Origin of the sequence: Aggregatibacter aphrophilus ATCC 33389 (assembly GCF_900636915.1) — a bacterium.
GTDB lineage: Bacteria > Pseudomonadota > Gammaproteobacteria > Enterobacterales > Pasteurellaceae > Aggregatibacter > Aggregatibacter aphrophilus.
The window spans coordinates 133,173-149,561 of the sequence record NZ_LR134327.1 but is presented as its reverse complement, the minus strand read 5'-3'; the positions used below and the strand labels follow the sequence as shown (position 1 = coordinate 149,561).

Annotated in this window: 17 protein-coding genes and 2 tRNA genes; 11 read left to right on the top strand and 8 right to left on the bottom strand. The window is 44.0% G+C overall.

Going from position 1 to position 16,389, the window contains the following annotated elements:
• Positions 1 to 64 precede the first annotated feature (64 nt).
• From EL144_RS00770 to hflD, 3 genes are all read right to left on the bottom strand, one after another.
• The gene (locus EL144_RS00770) at positions 65 to 1,063 is read right to left on the bottom strand and encodes an iron ABC transporter substrate-binding protein (RefSeq protein WP_005702857.1); all 999 of its coding nucleotides are present in this window, start codon (positions 1,061 to 1,063) and stop codon (positions 65 to 67) included.
• 258 nt (positions 1,064 to 1,321) lie between these two features.
• Positions 1,322 to 2,689: an adenylosuccinate lyase gene (purB, locus tag EL144_RS00765; protein ID WP_005702856.1), complete on the bottom strand. Its 1,368-nt coding sequence runs from the start codon at positions 2,687 to 2,689 to the stop codon at positions 1,322 to 1,324.
• Between the two features lie 16 nt (positions 2,690 to 2,705).
• Entirely contained in the window at positions 2,706 to 3,317 is a 612-nt protein-coding gene (hflD, locus tag EL144_RS00760) for a high frequency lysogenization protein HflD (RefSeq protein ID WP_005702855.1), read from the bottom strand.
• 127 nt (positions 3,318 to 3,444) lie between these two features.
• On the opposite strand from hflD, the gene EL144_RS00755 reads away from it, so the two are divergent.
• Entirely contained in the window at positions 3,445 to 3,855 is a 411-nt protein-coding gene (locus EL144_RS00755; protein ID WP_050332646.1) for a copper chaperone PCu(A)C, read from the top strand.
• A 61-nt stretch (positions 3,856 to 3,916) separates the two neighbouring features.
• On the opposite strand, the gene EL144_RS00750 is transcribed toward EL144_RS00755, so the two are convergent.
• Positions 3,917 to 4,645, bottom strand: a complete 729-nt coding sequence (locus EL144_RS00750) for a 3-deoxy-D-manno-octulosonic acid kinase (RefSeq protein ID WP_032994720.1) — start codon at positions 4,643 to 4,645, stop codon at positions 3,917 to 3,919.
• Positions 4,646 to 4,731: 86 nt separating this feature from the next.
• Here EL144_RS00750 and EL144_RS00745 point away from each other — a divergent pair, with 86 nt between their 5' ends.
• Entirely contained in the window at positions 4,732 to 5,778 is a 1,047-nt protein-coding gene (locus tag EL144_RS00745) for a glycosyltransferase family 9 protein (protein ID WP_005702852.1), read from the top strand.
• 104 nt (positions 5,779 to 5,882) lie between these two features.
• Here the strand turns inward: EL144_RS00745 and EL144_RS00740 are convergent, their stop codons facing one another.
• Positions 5,883 to 6,221: a carboxymuconolactone decarboxylase family protein gene (locus tag EL144_RS00740; protein WP_005702240.1), complete on the bottom strand. Its 339-nt coding sequence runs from the start codon at positions 6,219 to 6,221 to the stop codon at positions 5,883 to 5,885.
• Positions 6,222 to 6,335: 114 nt separating this feature from the next.
• Here EL144_RS00740 and EL144_RS00735 point away from each other — a divergent pair, with 114 nt between their 5' ends.
• Both EL144_RS00735 and EL144_RS00730 read left to right on the top strand, forming a co-directional pair.
• A complete protein-coding gene (locus EL144_RS00735) occupies positions 6,336 to 7,244 on the top strand; it encodes a cupin domain-containing protein (RefSeq protein WP_005702851.1) in 909 nt (302 codons plus the stop codon).
• A 79-nt stretch (positions 7,245 to 7,323) separates the two neighbouring features.
• Complete coding sequence (locus EL144_RS00730) at positions 7,324 to 9,168, top strand: ABC transporter ATP-binding protein (protein WP_005702850.1); 1,845 nt, start codon at positions 7,324 to 7,326, stop codon at positions 9,166 to 9,168.
• A gap of 117 nt (positions 9,169 to 9,285) precedes the next feature.
• Here EL144_RS00730 and EL144_RS00725 read toward each other — a convergent pair whose 3' ends face one another.
• The gene (locus EL144_RS00725) at positions 9,286 to 9,627 is read right to left on the bottom strand and encodes a YggL family protein (RefSeq protein WP_005702849.1); all 342 of its coding nucleotides are present in this window, start codon (positions 9,625 to 9,627) and stop codon (positions 9,286 to 9,288) included.
• Positions 9,628 to 9,643: 16 nt separating this feature from the next.
• Entirely contained in the window at positions 9,644 to 10,411 is a 768-nt protein-coding gene (trmB, locus tag EL144_RS00720) for a tRNA (guanosine(46)-N7)-methyltransferase TrmB (RefSeq protein WP_005702847.1), read from the bottom strand.
• A gap of 210 nt (positions 10,412 to 10,621) precedes the next feature.
• Here trmB and mutY point away from each other — a divergent pair, with 210 nt between their 5' ends.
• The 5 genes from mutY (at position 10,622) to EL144_RS00695 (ending at position 13,460) form a co-directional block, all read left to right on the top strand.
• The gene (gene mutY, locus EL144_RS00715; protein ID WP_050332624.1) at positions 10,622 to 11,761 is read left to right on the top strand and encodes an A/G-specific adenine glycosylase; all 1,140 of its coding nucleotides are present in this window, start codon (positions 10,622 to 10,624) and stop codon (positions 11,759 to 11,761) included.
• The gene (locus EL144_RS00710) at positions 11,739 to 12,014 is read left to right on the top strand and encodes an oxidative damage protection protein (protein ID WP_005702246.1); all 276 of its coding nucleotides are present in this window, start codon (positions 11,739 to 11,741) and stop codon (positions 12,012 to 12,014) included. The genes mutY and EL144_RS00710 overlap by 23 nt, the downstream gene beginning before the upstream one ends.
• A gap of 1 nt (position 12,015) precedes the next feature.
• Positions 12,016 to 13,095 (top strand): membrane-bound lytic murein transglycosylase MltC, encoded by a 1,080-nt coding sequence (gene mltC, locus EL144_RS00705; RefSeq protein ID WP_005702841.1) that lies wholly within the window; start codon positions 12,016 to 12,018, stop codon positions 13,093 to 13,095.
• Positions 13,096 to 13,304: 209 nt separating this feature from the next.
• Positions 13,305 to 13,380 (top strand) — tRNA-Phe (locus tag EL144_RS00700).
• Between the two features lie 4 nt (positions 13,381 to 13,384).
• Positions 13,385 to 13,460 (top strand) — tRNA-Asn (locus EL144_RS00695).
• A 206-nt stretch (positions 13,461 to 13,666) separates the two neighbouring features.
• On the opposite strand, the gene EL144_RS00685 is transcribed toward EL144_RS00695, so the two are convergent.
• On the bottom strand, positions 13,667 to 14,260 hold the full coding sequence (locus EL144_RS00685; protein WP_005702839.1) for a YajG family lipoprotein: 594 nt from the start codon (positions 14,258 to 14,260) through the stop codon (positions 13,667 to 13,669).
• A 101-nt stretch (positions 14,261 to 14,361) separates the two neighbouring features.
• Between EL144_RS00685 and EL144_RS00680 the strand changes: the two genes are divergently transcribed.
• Both EL144_RS00680 and EL144_RS00675 read left to right on the top strand, forming a co-directional pair.
• Entirely contained in the window at positions 14,362 to 14,673 is a 312-nt protein-coding gene (locus EL144_RS00680; RefSeq protein WP_005702838.1) for a BolA family protein, read from the top strand.
• Positions 14,674 to 15,047: 374 nt separating this feature from the next.
• Positions 15,048 to 16,388, top strand: a complete 1,341-nt coding sequence (locus EL144_RS00675) for a Na(+)-translocating NADH-quinone reductase subunit A (RefSeq protein WP_005702837.1) — start codon at positions 15,048 to 15,050, stop codon at positions 16,386 to 16,388.
• Position 16,389 lies beyond the last annotated feature (1 nt).

The following is a 16,389-nucleotide window of genomic DNA, read 5'->3' as shown; positions in this document are numbered from 1 at the left end:
TGGCTTTTTATATTTTTAACCGTATCCACGGTATTTCACTTTGAGAGATACCGTGGTGATACGATTATTTCAATCCAGCCTGTTCAATTAATTTGTTAGCTTTTTCTTTATCTTCTGCAGTTGGCGCAGAGACTTCAGGGGCTTCTAATTTCGCGTAAGGTTCCATGTTGAATGGGGAAACCACATCAGGACGCAATGGATATTCTGCGCGGGCAGCAACGAGGGCTTCTTGGCCTTTTTTACTGGCTAAGAAATCCACGAATTTTTTCGCTTCTTCTTTATTTTTAGAGCCTTTCAATACCGCAGCACCGGAGTAGGTCACTAATGCGCCCGGGTCTTGGTTACGAATAAAGTATAAACGGGAGTTTAATTTGTCCTCGCCTTTTTCTTTTGCCAAGGCGTACCAGTAGTAGTTGTTAATTAATGCTGCCGGCACTTCACCATTTTCGACTGCTTGCAATGCCACGGTATTTTTAGCATAAAGTTTGCCATTCTCTTTCAAACCTTTCAGCCAGTCCAATGCTGCTTGCTCACCTTTCAATTTGGTGATTGCAACGACTTGTGATAAGAATGCGCCGGAGGTTGGAACATAACCGATTTTATCTTTCCATTTCGGTGTGGCGTAATCTAATACAGATTTTTCCATGTCTTTTTCGGAGAGTTTATTTTTGTCATAAACCACTACGCGAGAACGACCGCTTAAGGCGATCCAGTCTTTTTTCGGAGCAACAGGCACACCTTTATATTTGGTTTGTTTGATCGTTTCGGCAGAGAGCTGTTCGAGTAAACCTGCGTCAGACAATCCGGCAAATGTGGCGATTTGTTCGGTATAGAACACGTCTGCCGGGGTTTTTTCACCCTCTTCTTTTAACTGCCCCGCTAATTGTTCGCTTTTTGCGCTGTTTAATGTCACATTGATGCCTGTTTCTTTGGTAAAGGCTTCAGTAACAGCTTTGGCGGCTTCTTTGTGCTGACCGTTATACACAGTGATATCGGCAGCTGCAACACCGGAGAAAGCAATGGCTGCGGCGAGCGTGGCAAGTTGGAAATGATGAATCTTCATTAAAAACTCCTTTTACATTTTTTAGATAAATTGTTGGTTCTGCAAGAGGTAAAATTTGCGTGAACACTTTGTATTCTAGGGAGGACAAAAGTGAAATGCAAATAATTCTCTATTATGAATGGTCTGATGAGAATAAAAGTGTAGTCGATTTTAGTGGTAAATTTTAGAAAGCTGAAAGAACGGATCTTTCCACAACGAGGATTGGATAAAAAAACGGGCGGAGATTAATCCGCCCTTACATAGCCTATTTAAGACGGCTTACAGTTTTTCCACTAACTGCACCGCCGCACCAATATAGTCGGCAGGCGTGAGTTGTTGCAAGCGTGCTTTTTCTTTTGCCGGAATGTCTAATTTCTCAATGAAATCAAACATTGCTTTGGCATCTACGCGTTTGCCGCGGGTGAGTTCTTTCAGTTTTTCGTACGGTTTTTCAATGCCGTAACGACGCATCACGGTTTGAATCGGTTCGGCGAGCACTTCCCAGTTTTGATCCAATTCTTCACGCAAATGGGCTTTGTTTACTTCTAATTTGCTGATGCCTTTTTGGGTCGCGGCATAGGCGATTAAGCAGTAGCCTAAACCTACGCCAAGGTTGCGTAACACGGTGGAATCCGTTAAGTCACGTTGCCAGCGGGAAATTGGTAATTTGCTACCTAAGTGTGCCATCACGGCATTTGCTAAACCGAGGTTGCCTTCGGAGTTCTCGAAGTCGATCGGATTGACTTTGTGTGGCATAGTGGAGGAACCGATCTCTCCGGCTATGGTACGTTGTTTGAAATGATTTAATGCGATGTAACCCCATAGGTCGCGGTCGAAATCGATCACGATAGTGTTAAAACGCGCTACGCAATCGAACAATTCGGCGATGTAATCATGGGGTTCGATTTGGGTGGTGTACGGGTTCCATGTAATGCCCAAAGAAGTGACAAATTCTTCGCTGAAGGTATGCCAATCAATATTCGGGTAAGCGGATAAATGGGCGTTATAGTTGCCCACGGCGCCGTTGATTTTGCCAAGAATATCAATTTGTTGTAATTGTTTGTATTGGCGTCTTAAACGATACACCACGTTGGCCATTTCTTTGCCCACGGTGGTTGGCGATGCCGGTTGACCGTGCGTACGGGAAAGCAATGGAATGGTTTTATATTGCTCGGCAAGTGCGGTGATTTTTTCGATTAAATTTTGCCACTCCGGTAACAATACTTCTTCACGCACGGTTTTTAACATTAAGGCGTGGGAAAGATTATTGATGTCTTCGGAGGTGCAGGCAAAGTGGATAAATTCGCTGATTTTCGCTAATTCAGGCAATGCTGCGCTTTTTTCTTTAAGGAAATATTCCACCGCTTTGACATCGTGGTTGGTGGTTTTTTCGATTTCTTTAATGTGCTCTGCATCTTCAAGGGCAAAATTAGCGACAATTTGGTTGAGGTGATCGTTTGCTTCTTTTGACAAAGAAGGAACTTCGGCGATTTGTGCGGTCGCCGCCAATTTTTGTAACCAACGAACTTCTACCGTAACACGGAATTTTAATAGGCCGAATTCACTAAAAATGCCGCGTAAACGGGCGGTTTTGTCTTGATAACGACCATCAATAGGGGAAAGTGCAGTTAATGCGCTCAGTTGCATAAATTAAAGCTCCATATTAAAGGGAAGAGAGAATTTGTTGTGCCATGGCGGCGATTTTGCTACGGAAAAACAACACTTGCCATTTGGTGCCGCCCACTTGTTGCCACAAAACGGCGGAACGAATACTGGCCAGTAAGGCCGCACGAATGCGGTTTTGTGTGCTTAGCTGTTGTAAATATTGAGTGGCACCGGTGACTTGAATACGACGACCTAACGGGCTGATGACATCCACATAAATGCCGGCAAAATTAGACAGCATTTGTTCGTCCAGCAGCTGGTAATGTTCCAACTGCGTTGGCAAATATTGAATGCGACGGGCCAGTTCCTGCTTGGCTTGTGGCGTTTTATTCAATTTCCCCGCTAATGCTAAAAGGCTTAACCAATAACGGCTCAGTTCCGGTTCGCTGCCGTTGAGTTGTTCGCAAAGTGTGGTTAAGCCCAATTTCAGATGACGCACATCACCGCCAAAAACATCCAATGTGGTGTTCGGTGCGGTTTGGAGTAAGCTCTTCAGACTGGTTTCCAACGCCGCTTGATCAGCATCGCCGTTTAATGCAAGTTGTTGCACGAGTTTTGCTGCTTGGCATACACCGGCGAGCGCAAGGGTAATATCGTAGTAATTTGCCATTGAGGTTTTACGAGAATTGAATAATAAAGAATACGAAAAAGTGGGCGGTAATATAGCATTTTTCTGCTATATTTTAAAGGCAATCGGCAATGCCGACGAAATCAATAAAAGCGAAAAGGAGAAAACGATGCAACGCATTTGTAAAACGTTATTTTTTATGACCGCACTTTTGCCCTTTGGTGTGATGGCGAAAGTCAGTGTGACGAATCCAACTATTATTGCGACCCAGCAGGCGGGTGAACCGAGCGCGATTTTTATGGAGCTTCATAACAGCGACAACCAAGCGGTTAATCTTGCGATGGTGCATAGTAGCCAGCCGGCGAATTTGGTATTGCACGGCACGCAAAACGGCAAAATGATCACAACCACCGGCATTGAAATTCCCGCCAAAGGTAAGGTGCAATTAAAACCGGGCGGTTTGCATATTATGGTGTTTGACTCCGCCAAGGCTTTGCGCGCGGGGGAACGTTTTCCGTTAACATTGATGTTTGATAACGGCGAAAAAGTAGCGGTTGACGCGGCTATTGTTGGTCATTAGTTATAAAAGTGCGGTGTGTTTTTTAGGTGTTTTTTATCGCAGAAATCCACCGCACTTTCATTTATCGGCTTGAATAACCTTCCATCAAGTGCTGCCAATGCTGCCCGTCAAATTGAATGTGCATACGTTCCACTTCTTTGTTAAAGGAACGCTGTAATCGTTGCAAATTGCCTTCCTTCCAAAAACTGGCCGATTTTTCACCGCACTTATCAAAATCAATGAGCCAAAATTTCGTCTCGCCTTCCAGTTGTTGGCACAAAATGTTGTGCGCGTTGAGATCGGTGTGGCAAATTTGTAAATCGTGTAATTGACGGATCAATCCGCCGATTTGTCGCCATTGGTCGGCGGTAAGACGTTGTGTCTGCAAAAGTGCGGTCAGATCTTGGGCATTTTCGATTTTTTCGCTCAGCAAATCTGCTTGATAACAGAATCCCAAATTGCCTTTGCGAACTCGTGCACCAATGGGTTTGGGTACCGGTAATCCGGCCTGATGTAATTGATTTAACAGGTTAAATTCGGCAATGCTACGGGTGTTTTGTAGCTGCTGAAAACGGTAACGATCTTTGTTGAATTTGCCCCATAAGCCACCACGGTAATAATGACGCAGCGCGGTGTTTACACCGAAGAGATCCGACGTGTGTAAAAACCATGTAGTGCCGCGCCCTTGCGCCGATCCTAAAATGCGGTTTTGTCGGCGCCAAAAATCGGCGTTAAAAAAGTCTTCCTGATGGGGTTCCGGGTATTCAAAATTAAAGAGGAAAAAGTCGTTTTTAAGTTGATATTCAAGCATTTTGCGACCTTGAAAATGAGATAGCGGATGGGCGCATTCTACTTTAAAATAACGCAATTCCCAAATTCAACATCAACGAGAGATCTATGCCGCTTTTCACCCAACCTCCGCAATCCCTTTGTATTTTACGTTTGTCCGCCATTGGCGATGTTTGCCATGCGTTGGCGGCGGTGCAACAGATTCAGCGTTATTGGCCAAGCACCCAAATAACATGGGTTATCGGAAAGACGGAAGCGCAGCTGTTTCGTCATGTGTCGGGGGTGGAGTTTGTGGTGTATGACAAAAAAAGCGGCTGGCGTGGGCTGTGTCAGTTGTGGCGACAGTTGAAAGATCGTCGATTTGATGCGTTATTAAATATGCAAACGGCATTTCGTGCGTCAATTTTATCCCTGGGTATTAAGGCGAAATATCGTATCGGTTTCGGTAAACAGCGGGCGCGCGAAGGTCAGTGGTTGTTTACGCATTGCAAGATTCAAGACCCGAGCAATCCTCATGTGTTAGACGGCTTTATGGCGTTTGTGGACTATTTGGGTGTGCCTTGCACGGAACCGCAATGGGATTTGCCGGTCGCGGAAGATGATTTGATCACGGCGCGCCAATATATTGATCCAACCCGTAAGAATTTGCTGATTTCCCCTTGTTCCAGTAAGCCTGAAAAAGACTGGTTAGTAGAACGTTATGCGGAAGTGGCTAATATTGCCCACCAACATAATGTCAACGTGATTTTGTGCAGTTCACCCGCCCCTCGTGAACTGACGATGCTTGAGCAAATTCAGGGCTTATGTAACTTTGCTCCAACCAATGCCGCAGGCAAGTTAACGCTTCCACAGCTTGCGGCATTAATCCGACAGGTGGATTTGGTGCTTTCACCGGATTCCGGCCCTGCACATATTGCAACGACGCAAGGTACACCGGTTATCGGTTTATATGCTTACCACAACCCGTTGCGTACCGGCCCTTATCGCAACCTTGCCAATGTGGTGTCGGTGTATGAAAAAAATGTGCAAAAAGAATTTGGCAAACCGTCTGCGCAGTTGCCTTGGGCAACGAAGTTAAAGGGAAAACATTTGATGGCGCAAATTGAGGTTGCGCAGGTGGTGGAACAGATGAAGGCGTTGAATCTGTTCTCTTAAATCTTCCGGAAAAGTGCGGTGGGTTTTGGCGGTGTTTTTTCCAAAAAAATCGGCATCAGGAAGATGCCGATTATGTTTTCTAGTCCTAACTAAAGTTAGGCGTATTATTTTTGCTCGTTATAGGCTTCTAACGCGCGAAGGGAATAAGTATAAGCTGCGCCTGCGTTTAACGCGATAGACATAGCTAATGCGGCAGCTACTTCTTCTTCAGTTGCACCGGCTTTTACTGCATCTGCAGCATGCACGCCGATACAGCTTTCACAACGGGTAGTCACAGCCACAGCAAGCGCGATTAATTCACGGGTTTTGGCATCTAACACGTTGCCTTCTGCAGCGGCCGCGCCTAGTGCGCCGTAAGCCTGTAACATTTTCGGATATTTTTTACCCAATTCGCCGAAAGATTTCTTTACGTGGGCAACATCATTTTTCCAATCTGCAAACATGATTTTTCTCCTTAATAAGTTGGGGGGATAGGTTTAAATTTCGAGACAAATTATAAACAAATTCTTGTATCATACTTGCCAATTCGTCTTAACTTTTATGCGTAAAATCTCATTATGGACTGTTTAGATAAACTCATTCAGCTGGCGCAGGTAAGCGGTGAAGTGAACATTCGCTGCCTGTTTCAAGGGCAGTGGCAAATTCAACCGAATATCACCGAAAACCAATATGTGGGCGCATTTCACTTGATTGAACAAGGAGAATGCTGGCTCACGTTAGGTGAACGGCAAATTCATTTGCAGGCGGGGGATATATTTTTTCTTCCGCAAAATCGACCGCACTTAATTGCCGGGCAGGCTCAAAATTTGTCGGAAAATAATGTACCGCAACAACAAGACAACGATTCTACGTTGTTTAAAGTGTATAGCATCGGACAGAATTCGGCGGATTTGAAAATGTTCTGTGGTTTGTTTTATTACAGCAAACCTTCCTTGCTAATTGATGCCTTGCCGGAATATTTGCATTTGTCGCTTAACGGCACGCCTGTGCAATCGGTCGTTCAATTAATGCAACAGGAAGCCGATAACCATCAACAGGGAGCAAAATCGCTGATTGATGCTTTGGTTACTGTGTTGTTTATTTATATTTTACGCCATGGATTGCAGGAAAATTTACTTCATTGCGGATTATTGGCGGCTTTTCAAGATAAGCGCTTGGGCAAGGTGTTACAACAGTTATTTAATGCGCCGCAGCAAGCGTGGAATATGGACGCATTGGCAGAACTGGCAGCGATGTCGCGGGCGAATTTTATGCGGGTATTTCAACAAAAAATCGGCATGGCGCCGGGCAAATTTTTAACCCAGTTACGCTTGCAAGAAGCCGCGTTATTATTAAATAAAACACAAAAAAGCGTGTTGTCGGTGGCGTTGGATGTCGGCTATCAATCGGAGGCGCATTTCAGCAAAACCTTTAAAGCACTATACGGCGTTAGTCCAAGCCAATATCGAAAAGCCGAACAGGTTTAGGCGATGTTGAGGTTTTACGCTATAATGCGTCCATTTAGGGCAACAGCTAAGTTGCCTTTTGTTTTTAAGGAAAGACGTGATGTTAAATAAAATTTTTAGTTGGTTTGAGAATCGCTTGAACCCCTATCCCGATCAATCGCCGAAAACGCTGGAAAACGGTTTGTTCCGCTTTATTTGGTCGAGCATCGAGGGCATGAAAGGTTGGATTTTGCTGTTAGCGGTACTGACGATTGGAAACGGCGTGATGGAAGCCATGTTGTTCCAATTTATGGGCTTGTTGGTGGATTGGTTGGGGGCTTATACACCGACAACCTTATGGCAGGAAAAAGGCCATTTACTCATGGGAATGGGGGGCTTGTTAGTCTTCAGCATTATTTGGTTGTTTTTAGCCTCCTCCGTGCGTCTGCAAACCTTACAAGGTGTGTTCCCAATGCGCCTGCGTTGGAATTTCCATCGTCTGATGTTGGGACAAAGTTTAAGTTTTTACCAAGACGAATTTGCCGGACGCGTTTCCGCGAAAGTGATGCAAACCGCTCTTGCGGTGCGCGATACCGTGCTCACTATCGCCGATATGTTGGTTTATGTGGTGGTGTATTTTGTGACCTCGGGCTTGGTGTTGGCATCATTGGATAGTTGGTTTCTCGTGCCTTTCTTCGTTTGGATTGTGCTGTTTATCACCATTTTGCGTTTCTTGATTCCGCGACTTTCCAAAACGGCCCAGCGTCAGGCTGATGCCCGTTCATTAATGACGGGGCGAATCACCGATGCCTATTCCAATATTGCTACCGTAAAATTGTTTTCTCACGGTGCTCGTGAAGCGGGTTACGCCAAACGTTCTATGGAAGAATTTATGGTTACAGTGCACGCCCAAATGCGTTTGGCAACCTCGCTAGACAGCTTGACTTATATTAACAACGTCGTGCTGATTCTAAGTACTGCAATCATTGGTGTACTTCTATGGCAACAAGGGTTGGTCGGCGTCGGTGCCATTGCCACATCCACCGCGATGGCGTTGCGCGTTCATGGCTTGTCCCGTTGGATTATGTGGGAATCGGCACGCTTGTTTGAAAATATCGGTACGGTAAATGACGGTATGAATACGCTGACCAAGCCGCAAACTATTTTGGATAAACCAAATTGCCCACCGTTAAATGTTACGCGTGGCGAGATTAAATTTAACGACCTGAGCTTTGCCTATGATCCGGCAAAACCTTTGTTGAGCCATTTTAATTTAACCATTAAACCGGGTGAAAAAGTGGGATTGATTGGGCGTTCCGGCGCGGGTAAATCCACGATTGTGAATTTGCTTTTACGCTTTTATGAAGCGCAACAAGGCACTATCACCATTGACGGGCAAAATATCATGGACGTGCAACAGGAAAGCCTGCGCAGTCAAATCGGCTTGGTGACGCAAGATACGTCGTTATTGCACCGTTCCGTGCGTGATAACATCGTGTACGGCAGACCAAGTGCCACCGAGCAGGAAATGTTTGATGCCGCTGAACGTGCCGAAGCGGCGGATTTTATTCCGTTTTTAAGCGATGCGCAGGGACGCAAAGGGTATGATGCCCATGTTGGCGAACGTGGCGTGAAACTCTCCGGCGGACAACGCCAGCGTATTGCCATCGCCCGCGTGATGTTAAAAGATGCGCCGATTTTGTTATTGGACGAAGCCACCAGCGCGCTGGATTCTGAAGTGGAAGCGGCGATTCAGGAAAGTTTGGATAAAATGATGGAAAACAAAACCGTTATCGCCATCGCTCACCGTTTATCTACGATTGCCGCGATGGATCGTCTGATTGTGTTGGATCACGGACAAATCGTGGAACAAGGTACTCATGCTGAATTACTCGAACAAAACGGTCTCTATGCCAAATTATGGCAACACCAAAGCGGTGGTTTCTTAAGCGGGCATGTGGATTAAAAAAAGACCGCACTTTGATCTGAAAAGCATAAAGTGCGGTCTTTTTTAGCAATGTTTTTTAAGGGCGTATAATCACATACGCCCTTTTTTTACAACATATTGAAAAGCATCTTTGAATTATGCTCCGGCCGGGTATTCCCACCAAATATCAAATAATTCGCTGATTTCAATTTGTTGCAAGCCATTTTGGGTTAACCAATTTTTCACCAATTCTTGATGGTTGGCATCACATTTGCCGATTTTTTCTAAGCAAACCAAGCCTTCCCAGTGTAAATAGCCGCTACCTTCGTAGGCCAATCCGTTAGGTTTAATAACTTCGGCGATGAAGCGGTCAACGGTATTGTCGATTTGTTCAACGGATGTGCCTTCGGCGAATTGCCATTTCACTAAAAAGCCTAATTCTTGGAATTCGGCAAGGTGCATTTTTTTGCGTTGTCTTTGGTTACGTTTGATAGCCATGATGAGTTTCCTTTTGTTAAGGTTTGATGAAATATAAATCCCACACGCCGTGTCCTAGGCGATGACCGCGTTGTTCAAACTTGGTTAACGGACGAAAATCAGGACGTGGAATATAGTCGTTGTTGGCAGACGTGTTACGCAACTGCGGATATTGCTGTAACACTTCCAACATATGTTCGGCGTAATCTTGCCAATCGGTCGCCATGTGAATGAAAGCTCCCGCGTGTAATTTGTTCAATAGACTGTCAATAAAGTGCGGTTGCACAATACGACGTTTGTGGTGTCTGGCTTTGTGCCACGGATCCGGAAAGAATAGTTGCAAACCGCCAAGGCTTTGGTCGGCAATGCTGTCACGTAGAATTTCGGTGGCATCGTGACAAATCACACGCAGGTTCGTCACGCCTTTTTCCACCGCGTAAGCAATACAGGCACCGACGCCCGGCGTATGTACTTCAATACCTAGGTAATTTTTGTCGGGATTTTGTGCCGCCATCTCCACAAGGGAACTGCCCATACCGAAGCCGATTTCCAAAATAACGGGATTATCGTTTCCATAAATACTTTTGAAATCAAATGGGTGTGGTTGGTAATCCAAACCTAATGTTGCCCAGTTTTGGTTCATAGCGTTTTTTTGATGATCGCTTAAACGGCCTGTACGTAGCACAAAACTGCGTACTTTTCTTTTATAACGACCATCGGCGGTGAATTCGGCAGATTCGACAGTTTTACGTTTTTGATCGGCAAAGGTCGTTGGAATCTGTTCTTGAGATTGTTTTTCTAACATGAAATTTTGTGATTTATGGGATAACGGAAAATAGAATGTACTAAAAAGTAGCGGCTGATTATAGGCTGTTTCCGTACCCTTGGCAATTTTGCCGGCAAGGAATCAACAAGACGTTGCCTTTGTGTTAAACTTTGACGATTTTGATTTGGCGGGGTTTTGGAAAAAACGTAACAAAAATCGACCGCACTTTTATTGAATTATTAGGAAGTTATGCTGGCACAATCAACTCCAAATGCGCCTTTTGCGCAGGCTGTACTGACTTGGTATGACAAGTTTGGGCGTAAGCATTTACCTTGGCAACAAAATAAAACTTTATATGGCGTTTGGTTGTCGGAAGTTATGTTGCAGCAAACGCAAGTGGCGACGGTAATTCCTTATTTTGAGCGATTTGTGAAAACGTTCCCGAATTTGACCGCACTTGCCGATGCGCCGTTAGACGAAGTGTTGCATTTATGGACGGGCTTAGGTTATTACGCACGGGCGCGCAATTTACATAAAGCGGCACAAGTGATGCGTGATCAATACTGTGGCAAATTTCCGACAGAATTTGAACAGGTGTTGGCCTTACCCGGCGTGGGGCGCAGCACGGCAGGTGCAATTTTGTCCTCTTGTTTAAATGCACCTTATGCCATTTTAGACGGCAACGTGAAGCGGGTGTTGTCCCGTTATTTTGCGGTGAACGGTTGGCCGGGGGAGAAGAAAACGGAAGATCGCCTATGGCAGCTGACGGGCGAGGTGACGCCGAATACTCAGGTGGCGGATTTTAATCAGGCAATGATGGATCTTGGCGCGATGGTGTGCACCCGTTCCAAACCGAAGTGTGGTCTTTGTCCATTGCAGTCAAATTGCCGAGCGAATGCCGAACAAAATTGGCAGGCGTATCCGGGGAAAAAACCGAAGAAAGCGTTGCCGGAGCGGGACAGTTATTTTTTGCTATTGGAAAAAGACGGTAAAGTCGCGTTGGAACAGCGGGAAAATGCCGGTTTGTGGGGCGGGTTATATTGTTTTCCGCAATTTGCCGATAAAGAGGAATTATTGGCGTATCTGGCATCAAACGGAATTCAGCAATATCAAGAGTGGGCGGCATTTCGCCATACATTCAGTCATTTTCATTTGGATATTTATCCGATTTATGCCCGATTTGACGATCAAACAAATCCCGAGGATGTGGATCGTTCCGATTGGAAAAAAGTGGCTGAAAAGCAAAATCAATATCAATCCGCGCTATTAAGTGCGGTCAAATATTGGTATGATCCGCAAAATCCCGATCCCATCGGCCTCGCCACGCCGGTGAAGAATTTGTTAACTCAGTATGTAAGGAATCGTTATGGCAAGAATGGTGTTTTGTGAACGTTTAAAACAAGAAGCGGAAGGCTTGGATTTTCAATTATATCCGGGCGAATTGGGTAAACGTATTTTCGATTCCATTAGTAAACAAGCGTGGGGCGAATGGATGAAAAAACAAACCATGTTGGTTAACGAGAAAAAATTAAACATGATGAACGTAGAGCATCGTAAATTGTTAGAGCAAGAAATGGTGAGTTTCCTGTTTGAAGGCAAAGATGTTCATATTGAAGGTTATACCCCACCTGAAGCGAAGTAAGATGAAGAAGTATTTAATTCTGGCGTTAATTCCGTTTTTGTATGCTTGTGGTGGCGGAAGTTCTCATCACAAGGGATTAGATTATGACGAGGCCTTTGCGAAAGATACGCGCGGCTTGGATATTTTAACCGGGCAATTTGCGAATAATATTGACCGCATTTGGGGGGTAAACGAATTATTGGTAGCAAGTCGTAAAGACTATGTGAAATATACCGATCAATATTACACCCGTAGCCATGTGAGTTTTGACGAAGGTTTGATTACCATTGAAACGCAAGCGGATTTGAATCGATTGCATAATTCCATCGTGCACACATTGTTAATGGGTTCTGATGCTAACGGGATCGATTTATTTGCTTCCGGTGATGTGCCGATTAGTAATCGTCCGTTCTTGGTTGGGCAGGTCATTGATAATTTAGGCGGTTCAATTGCCAATCAATTTACAGCTAGCAATTTTGCGACTTATTTAATTCAGAATAAATTGCAAACCCGTCGTTTAGCGAACGGTAATCAAGTGCAATTTGTGGTGATCCCAATGATTGCCAACCATGTGGAAGTGCGTGCACAAAAATATATTCCGATTGTACGTAAAGTGGCTCGTCGTTATGGCTTGGATGAGAGTTTGATCCTCGGGATTATGCAAACGGAATCGAGTTTTAACCCGTATGCGATTAGTTATGCTAACGCCATGGGCTTAATGCAAGTGGTGCCGCATACCGCAGGACGTGATATTTTCCAAATGAAAGGGTTAAGTGGTCAGCCGAGCAAGAGTTATTTATTTGATCCGGAGAAAAATATTGATGCCGGGGCAGCTTATTTATGGTTGTTACAAAATAAATATTTAGATGGTATCAGCAATCCGACATCAAAACGCTTTGCGATGATTTCAGCTTATAACAGTGGTGCAGGTGCCGTGTTGCGGGTATTCAATGACGATAAAGATGCAGCGATTATGCAAATTAATCAACTGTATCCTGAGCAGGTTTATCGCATATTGACTACCAGCCATCCGTCTGCGCAGGCTCGTAATTATCTGGTGAAAGTGGATAAGGCACAAAAGAGTTACCGCGTAAGACGTTAATCCAGATCTTTCGTGAGATTAATTGCCCGCTTAACGGATGTTGAGCGGGCTTCGTGTTTTATATAAGAAATAAAAAATTCTCGATAAATGTAGCATTTATATACGTTTCGCTTGTTAAATGTGCAAACAAGTTAATTATTTCGGATTTTTTAAAAATAGATGTTGACTTGAAATCGAAAAAAACGTTTAATACGCACCACTGATGAGTTGCCTCGATAGCTCAGTCGGTAGAGCAGGGGATTGAAAATCCCCGTGTCGGTGGTTCGATTCCGCCTCGAGGCACCACTATTCCTCCTTAGTTCAGTCGGTAGAACGGTGGACTGTTAATCCATATGTCGCTGGTTCAAGTCCAGCAGGAGGAGCCAAATTCTAGAGAGCCGCTAAGTAATTAGCGGCTTTTGTCTTTCTAATGTCTGGTTTAATTAGTGATAAGGTAAATAAAAAATCACGCATAAATCTTGGTGAGGATTTATGCGTGATTTTTATTTGTTAAGCCAATTAATTAGAAATGCTCAATACTTTCACCACACTTTTTACATTGGTAAAGTGCGGTCATTTTTAGCAGTGTTTTTTAATTTGCATATTGATTAATTGCATTGGTGATTTCTTGGTCCATGTAAATGGATTGGACCACTTCGTTAAAGGTTTCACCCAATACTTTTTGGATTTCGGCATTTCTTGCAGAGAAGGCGCCGGAGTGGCTTCGGGTGGCATTGATATTTTTGGTAAATTGACCACGGCGCCCCTGAACATGAATTGCCAATTGAATTTTGCTATCAATGTCGTAACGTAAATTGCCTTGATTAACTTTGGCAATGAATTCTTGTACATCTACAGTCACTGCCGCGTTAGAGTTATTTGCCATGCCAATACGGAAGCCTTTGCTGATAAGGTTTTGTTGTTCAACCTGTTGGAATAATTCGGTTACGCTTGGTGAAGCAGATAATTTGACCACTTTGCCGTCGGCTACATAGCTGGAAATCTCAGGTGTTTGACGCATATCACGGGTGCTGACAAAAACGACAGCCGATTGGTTGACATTCATAGTGGCTTGCGGTGTTGCCGGTGTAAAACTAAGTGTATTCGGTTCGCTTTGACAGCCGGTTAATAATACGCCGGAAAGCAAAATAGAGCCGATAGCCAGAGTCTTAACATTAAATTTCATAGTATCCTCGATGAGTTTGAACAGAATGGGACTATTCTTACAAACTTATAGTGGATTGTATAGTATTTGCTGCTTAATAATTGATTTTAGGAGTGATTAATATGTCAAAACAGCAGGAGTTGGAAACGCGATTATCATTGGAATTTCGACCGCACTTTATGGCTATTGAGAACGAAAGCCATATGCATAGTTCGGGGCGCGGCGACAGCTCACACTTTAAAGTGGTGATTGTCAGTGATGTGTTTGAGGGGATAAGTAAAGTTGCGCGTCATCGCAAAATCTATCAATTTTTAGCGCAAGATTTGCAAAACGGTATTCACGCGTTGGCATTGCACCTATACACCAAAGAAGAATGGTTGGCGTTAGGGCAGAGTTTTCCTAAATCACCAAATTGTCTTGGTGTTGGTCAGTGATTACCTCTTTGTGATTAGTTGTGAAAAAATCAAAAATTGATTTTTTGCAAAGAATCTGTGGTTTTTCACGAAAAATAAGCAAACAAGCCGTTTTCAAAGTGGCGTGAAGGTTATTATTTGGTTAAAATAGGGCGTTTATTTTAGCAATATTTTAACCTTTTTTTATGGGCGTTAGATTTTCTTTGATTTCGCTCTAAAAAAGTAAAAAAACAGAATTTGAGTTTTATTTTAATTGGTTGGAGAGTGATTATTTGGTGCATTTGTGGTTTCTGCCTTAGTTCCTCTTAGTCATTTCAACAACCATCACTCAAGACGAGGTAATAGCCATTGGGTTATTGCTGTATTTTTAATCTAACAAAAGTAGTGCAAACAGTATGATTACGATTAAAAAAGGCTTGGATCTTCCTATTGCAGGAAAACCGGAGCAGGTAATCCGTGACGGAAACACCGTTACCGAAGTTGCTTTGCTTGGTGAAGAGTATGTGGGAATGCGCCCTTCTATGAAGGTTCGCGAAGGGGATGTGGTGAAAAAAGGTCAGGTGCTTTTTGAAGATAAAAAGAACCCTGGTGTTATCTTTACCGCACCTGCGAGTGGCACTATCACGGCAATTCACCGCGGGGAGAAGCGAGTATTGCAATCGGTGGTAATTCGTATTGAAGGAGATGAATCCATTTCTTTCACTAAGTATGCTGCCAACGAGTTAAGCTCTTTAACATCAGAGCAGGTTCGTAAAAATTTACAAGAGTCCGGTTTATGGACGGCATTTCGTACCCGTCCGTTCAGCAAGGTTCCCGCTGTAGACGGCGTACCTTCTTCCATTTTTGTAAATGCCATGGATACCAATCCATTGGCGGCGGATCCTGCGGTGATTATTTCCGAATATGAGAAAGATTTCGTCAATGGTTTAACCATATTAAGTCGTTTACATGAAGGAAATATTCATTTGTGTAAGGCGCCTGAAAATAAGATCCCGGCATCTCATGCGAGTAATGTGGTGATTAATGAATTTTCAGGTCCTCATCCGGCAGGATTAAGCGGGACCCATATTCACTTTATCGATCCTGTAGGGATTGGCAAAACCGTTTGGTATGTTAATTATCAGGATGTGATTGCTATCGGCAAATTATTCACCACAGGTGAACTTTACACCGAACGTGTGGTTTCTCTTGCCGGTCCGCAAGTGAAAGAACCACGTTTGGTACGTACCGTGATCGGTGCAAATCTTTCTCAATTAACCAAAGACGAGATAAGTGCGGGTGAAAATCGTGTGATTTCAGGCTCTGTACTTTGTGGTAATACCGCGAAAGGTGCACATGATTATTTAGGTCGTTATGCCTTGCAGGTGTCTGTAATTGCAGAAGGTAATGAAAAAGAACTGCTTGGCTGGATTACACCTCAACCAAATAAATATTCCATTACCCGGACCGTATTGGGTCATTTTAGTAAAAAATTATTCAACTTTACCACTGCAGAAAATGGTGGTGAGCGTGCAATGGTACCAATCGGTAGCTATGAGCGTGTGATGCCGTTGGATATTTTACCGACATTATTATTACGTGATTTAATCGTGGGCGATACCGATGGCGCACAAGCGTTAGGTTGTCTTGAATTAGACGAAGAAGACTTGGCGTTATGTTCTTTTGTTTGCCCAGGCAAATATGAATACGGTTCAATCTTGCGTCACGTTTTAGATAAGATTGAGAAGGAAGGTTAAA

Coding starts and splice junctions, on each gene's coding strand:
- EL144_RS00770 (WP_005702857.1), bottom strand. CDS start 1,063: ATGAAGATTCATCATTTCCAACTTGCCACGCTCGCCGCAGCCATTGCT.
- purB (WP_005702856.1), bottom strand. CDS start 2,689: ATGCAACTGAGCGCATTAACTGCACTTTCCCCTATTGATGGTCGTTAT.
- hflD (WP_005702855.1), bottom strand. CDS start 3,317: ATGGCAAATTACTACGATATTACCCTTGCGCTCGCCGGTGTATGCCAA.
- EL144_RS00755 (WP_050332646.1), top strand. CDS start 3,445: ATGCAACGCATTTGTAAAACGTTATTTTTTATGACCGCACTTTTGCCC.
- EL144_RS00750 (WP_032994720.1), bottom strand. CDS start 4,645: ATGCTTGAATATCAACTTAAAAACGACTTTTTCCTCTTTAATTTTGAA.
- EL144_RS00745 (WP_005702852.1), top strand. CDS start 4,732: ATGCCGCTTTTCACCCAACCTCCGCAATCCCTTTGTATTTTACGTTTG.
- EL144_RS00740 (WP_005702240.1), bottom strand. CDS start 6,221: ATGTTTGCAGATTGGAAAAATGATGTTGCCCACGTAAAGAAATCTTTC.
- EL144_RS00735 (WP_005702851.1), top strand. CDS start 6,336: ATGGACTGTTTAGATAAACTCATTCAGCTGGCGCAGGTAAGCGGTGAA.
- EL144_RS00730 (WP_005702850.1), top strand. CDS start 7,324: ATGTTAAATAAAATTTTTAGTTGGTTTGAGAATCGCTTGAACCCCTAT.
- EL144_RS00725 (WP_005702849.1), bottom strand. CDS start 9,627: ATGGCTATCAAACGTAACCAAAGACAACGCAAAAAAATGCACCTTGCC.
- trmB (WP_005702847.1), bottom strand. CDS start 10,411: ATGTTAGAAAAACAATCTCAAGAACAGATTCCAACGACCTTTGCCGAT.
- mutY (WP_050332624.1), top strand. CDS start 10,622: ATGCTGGCACAATCAACTCCAAATGCGCCTTTTGCGCAGGCTGTACTG.
- EL144_RS00710 (WP_005702246.1), top strand. CDS start 11,739: ATGGCAAGAATGGTGTTTTGTGAACGTTTAAAACAAGAAGCGGAAGGC.
- mltC (WP_005702841.1), top strand. CDS start 12,016: ATGAAGAAGTATTTAATTCTGGCGTTAATTCCGTTTTTGTATGCTTGT.
- EL144_RS00685 (WP_005702839.1), bottom strand. CDS start 14,260: ATGAAATTTAATGTTAAGACTCTGGCTATCGGCTCTATTTTGCTTTCC.
- EL144_RS00680 (WP_005702838.1), top strand. CDS start 14,362: ATGTCAAAACAGCAGGAGTTGGAAACGCGATTATCATTGGAATTTCGA.
- EL144_RS00675 (WP_005702837.1), top strand. CDS start 15,048: ATGATTACGATTAAAAAAGGCTTGGATCTTCCTATTGCAGGAAAACCG.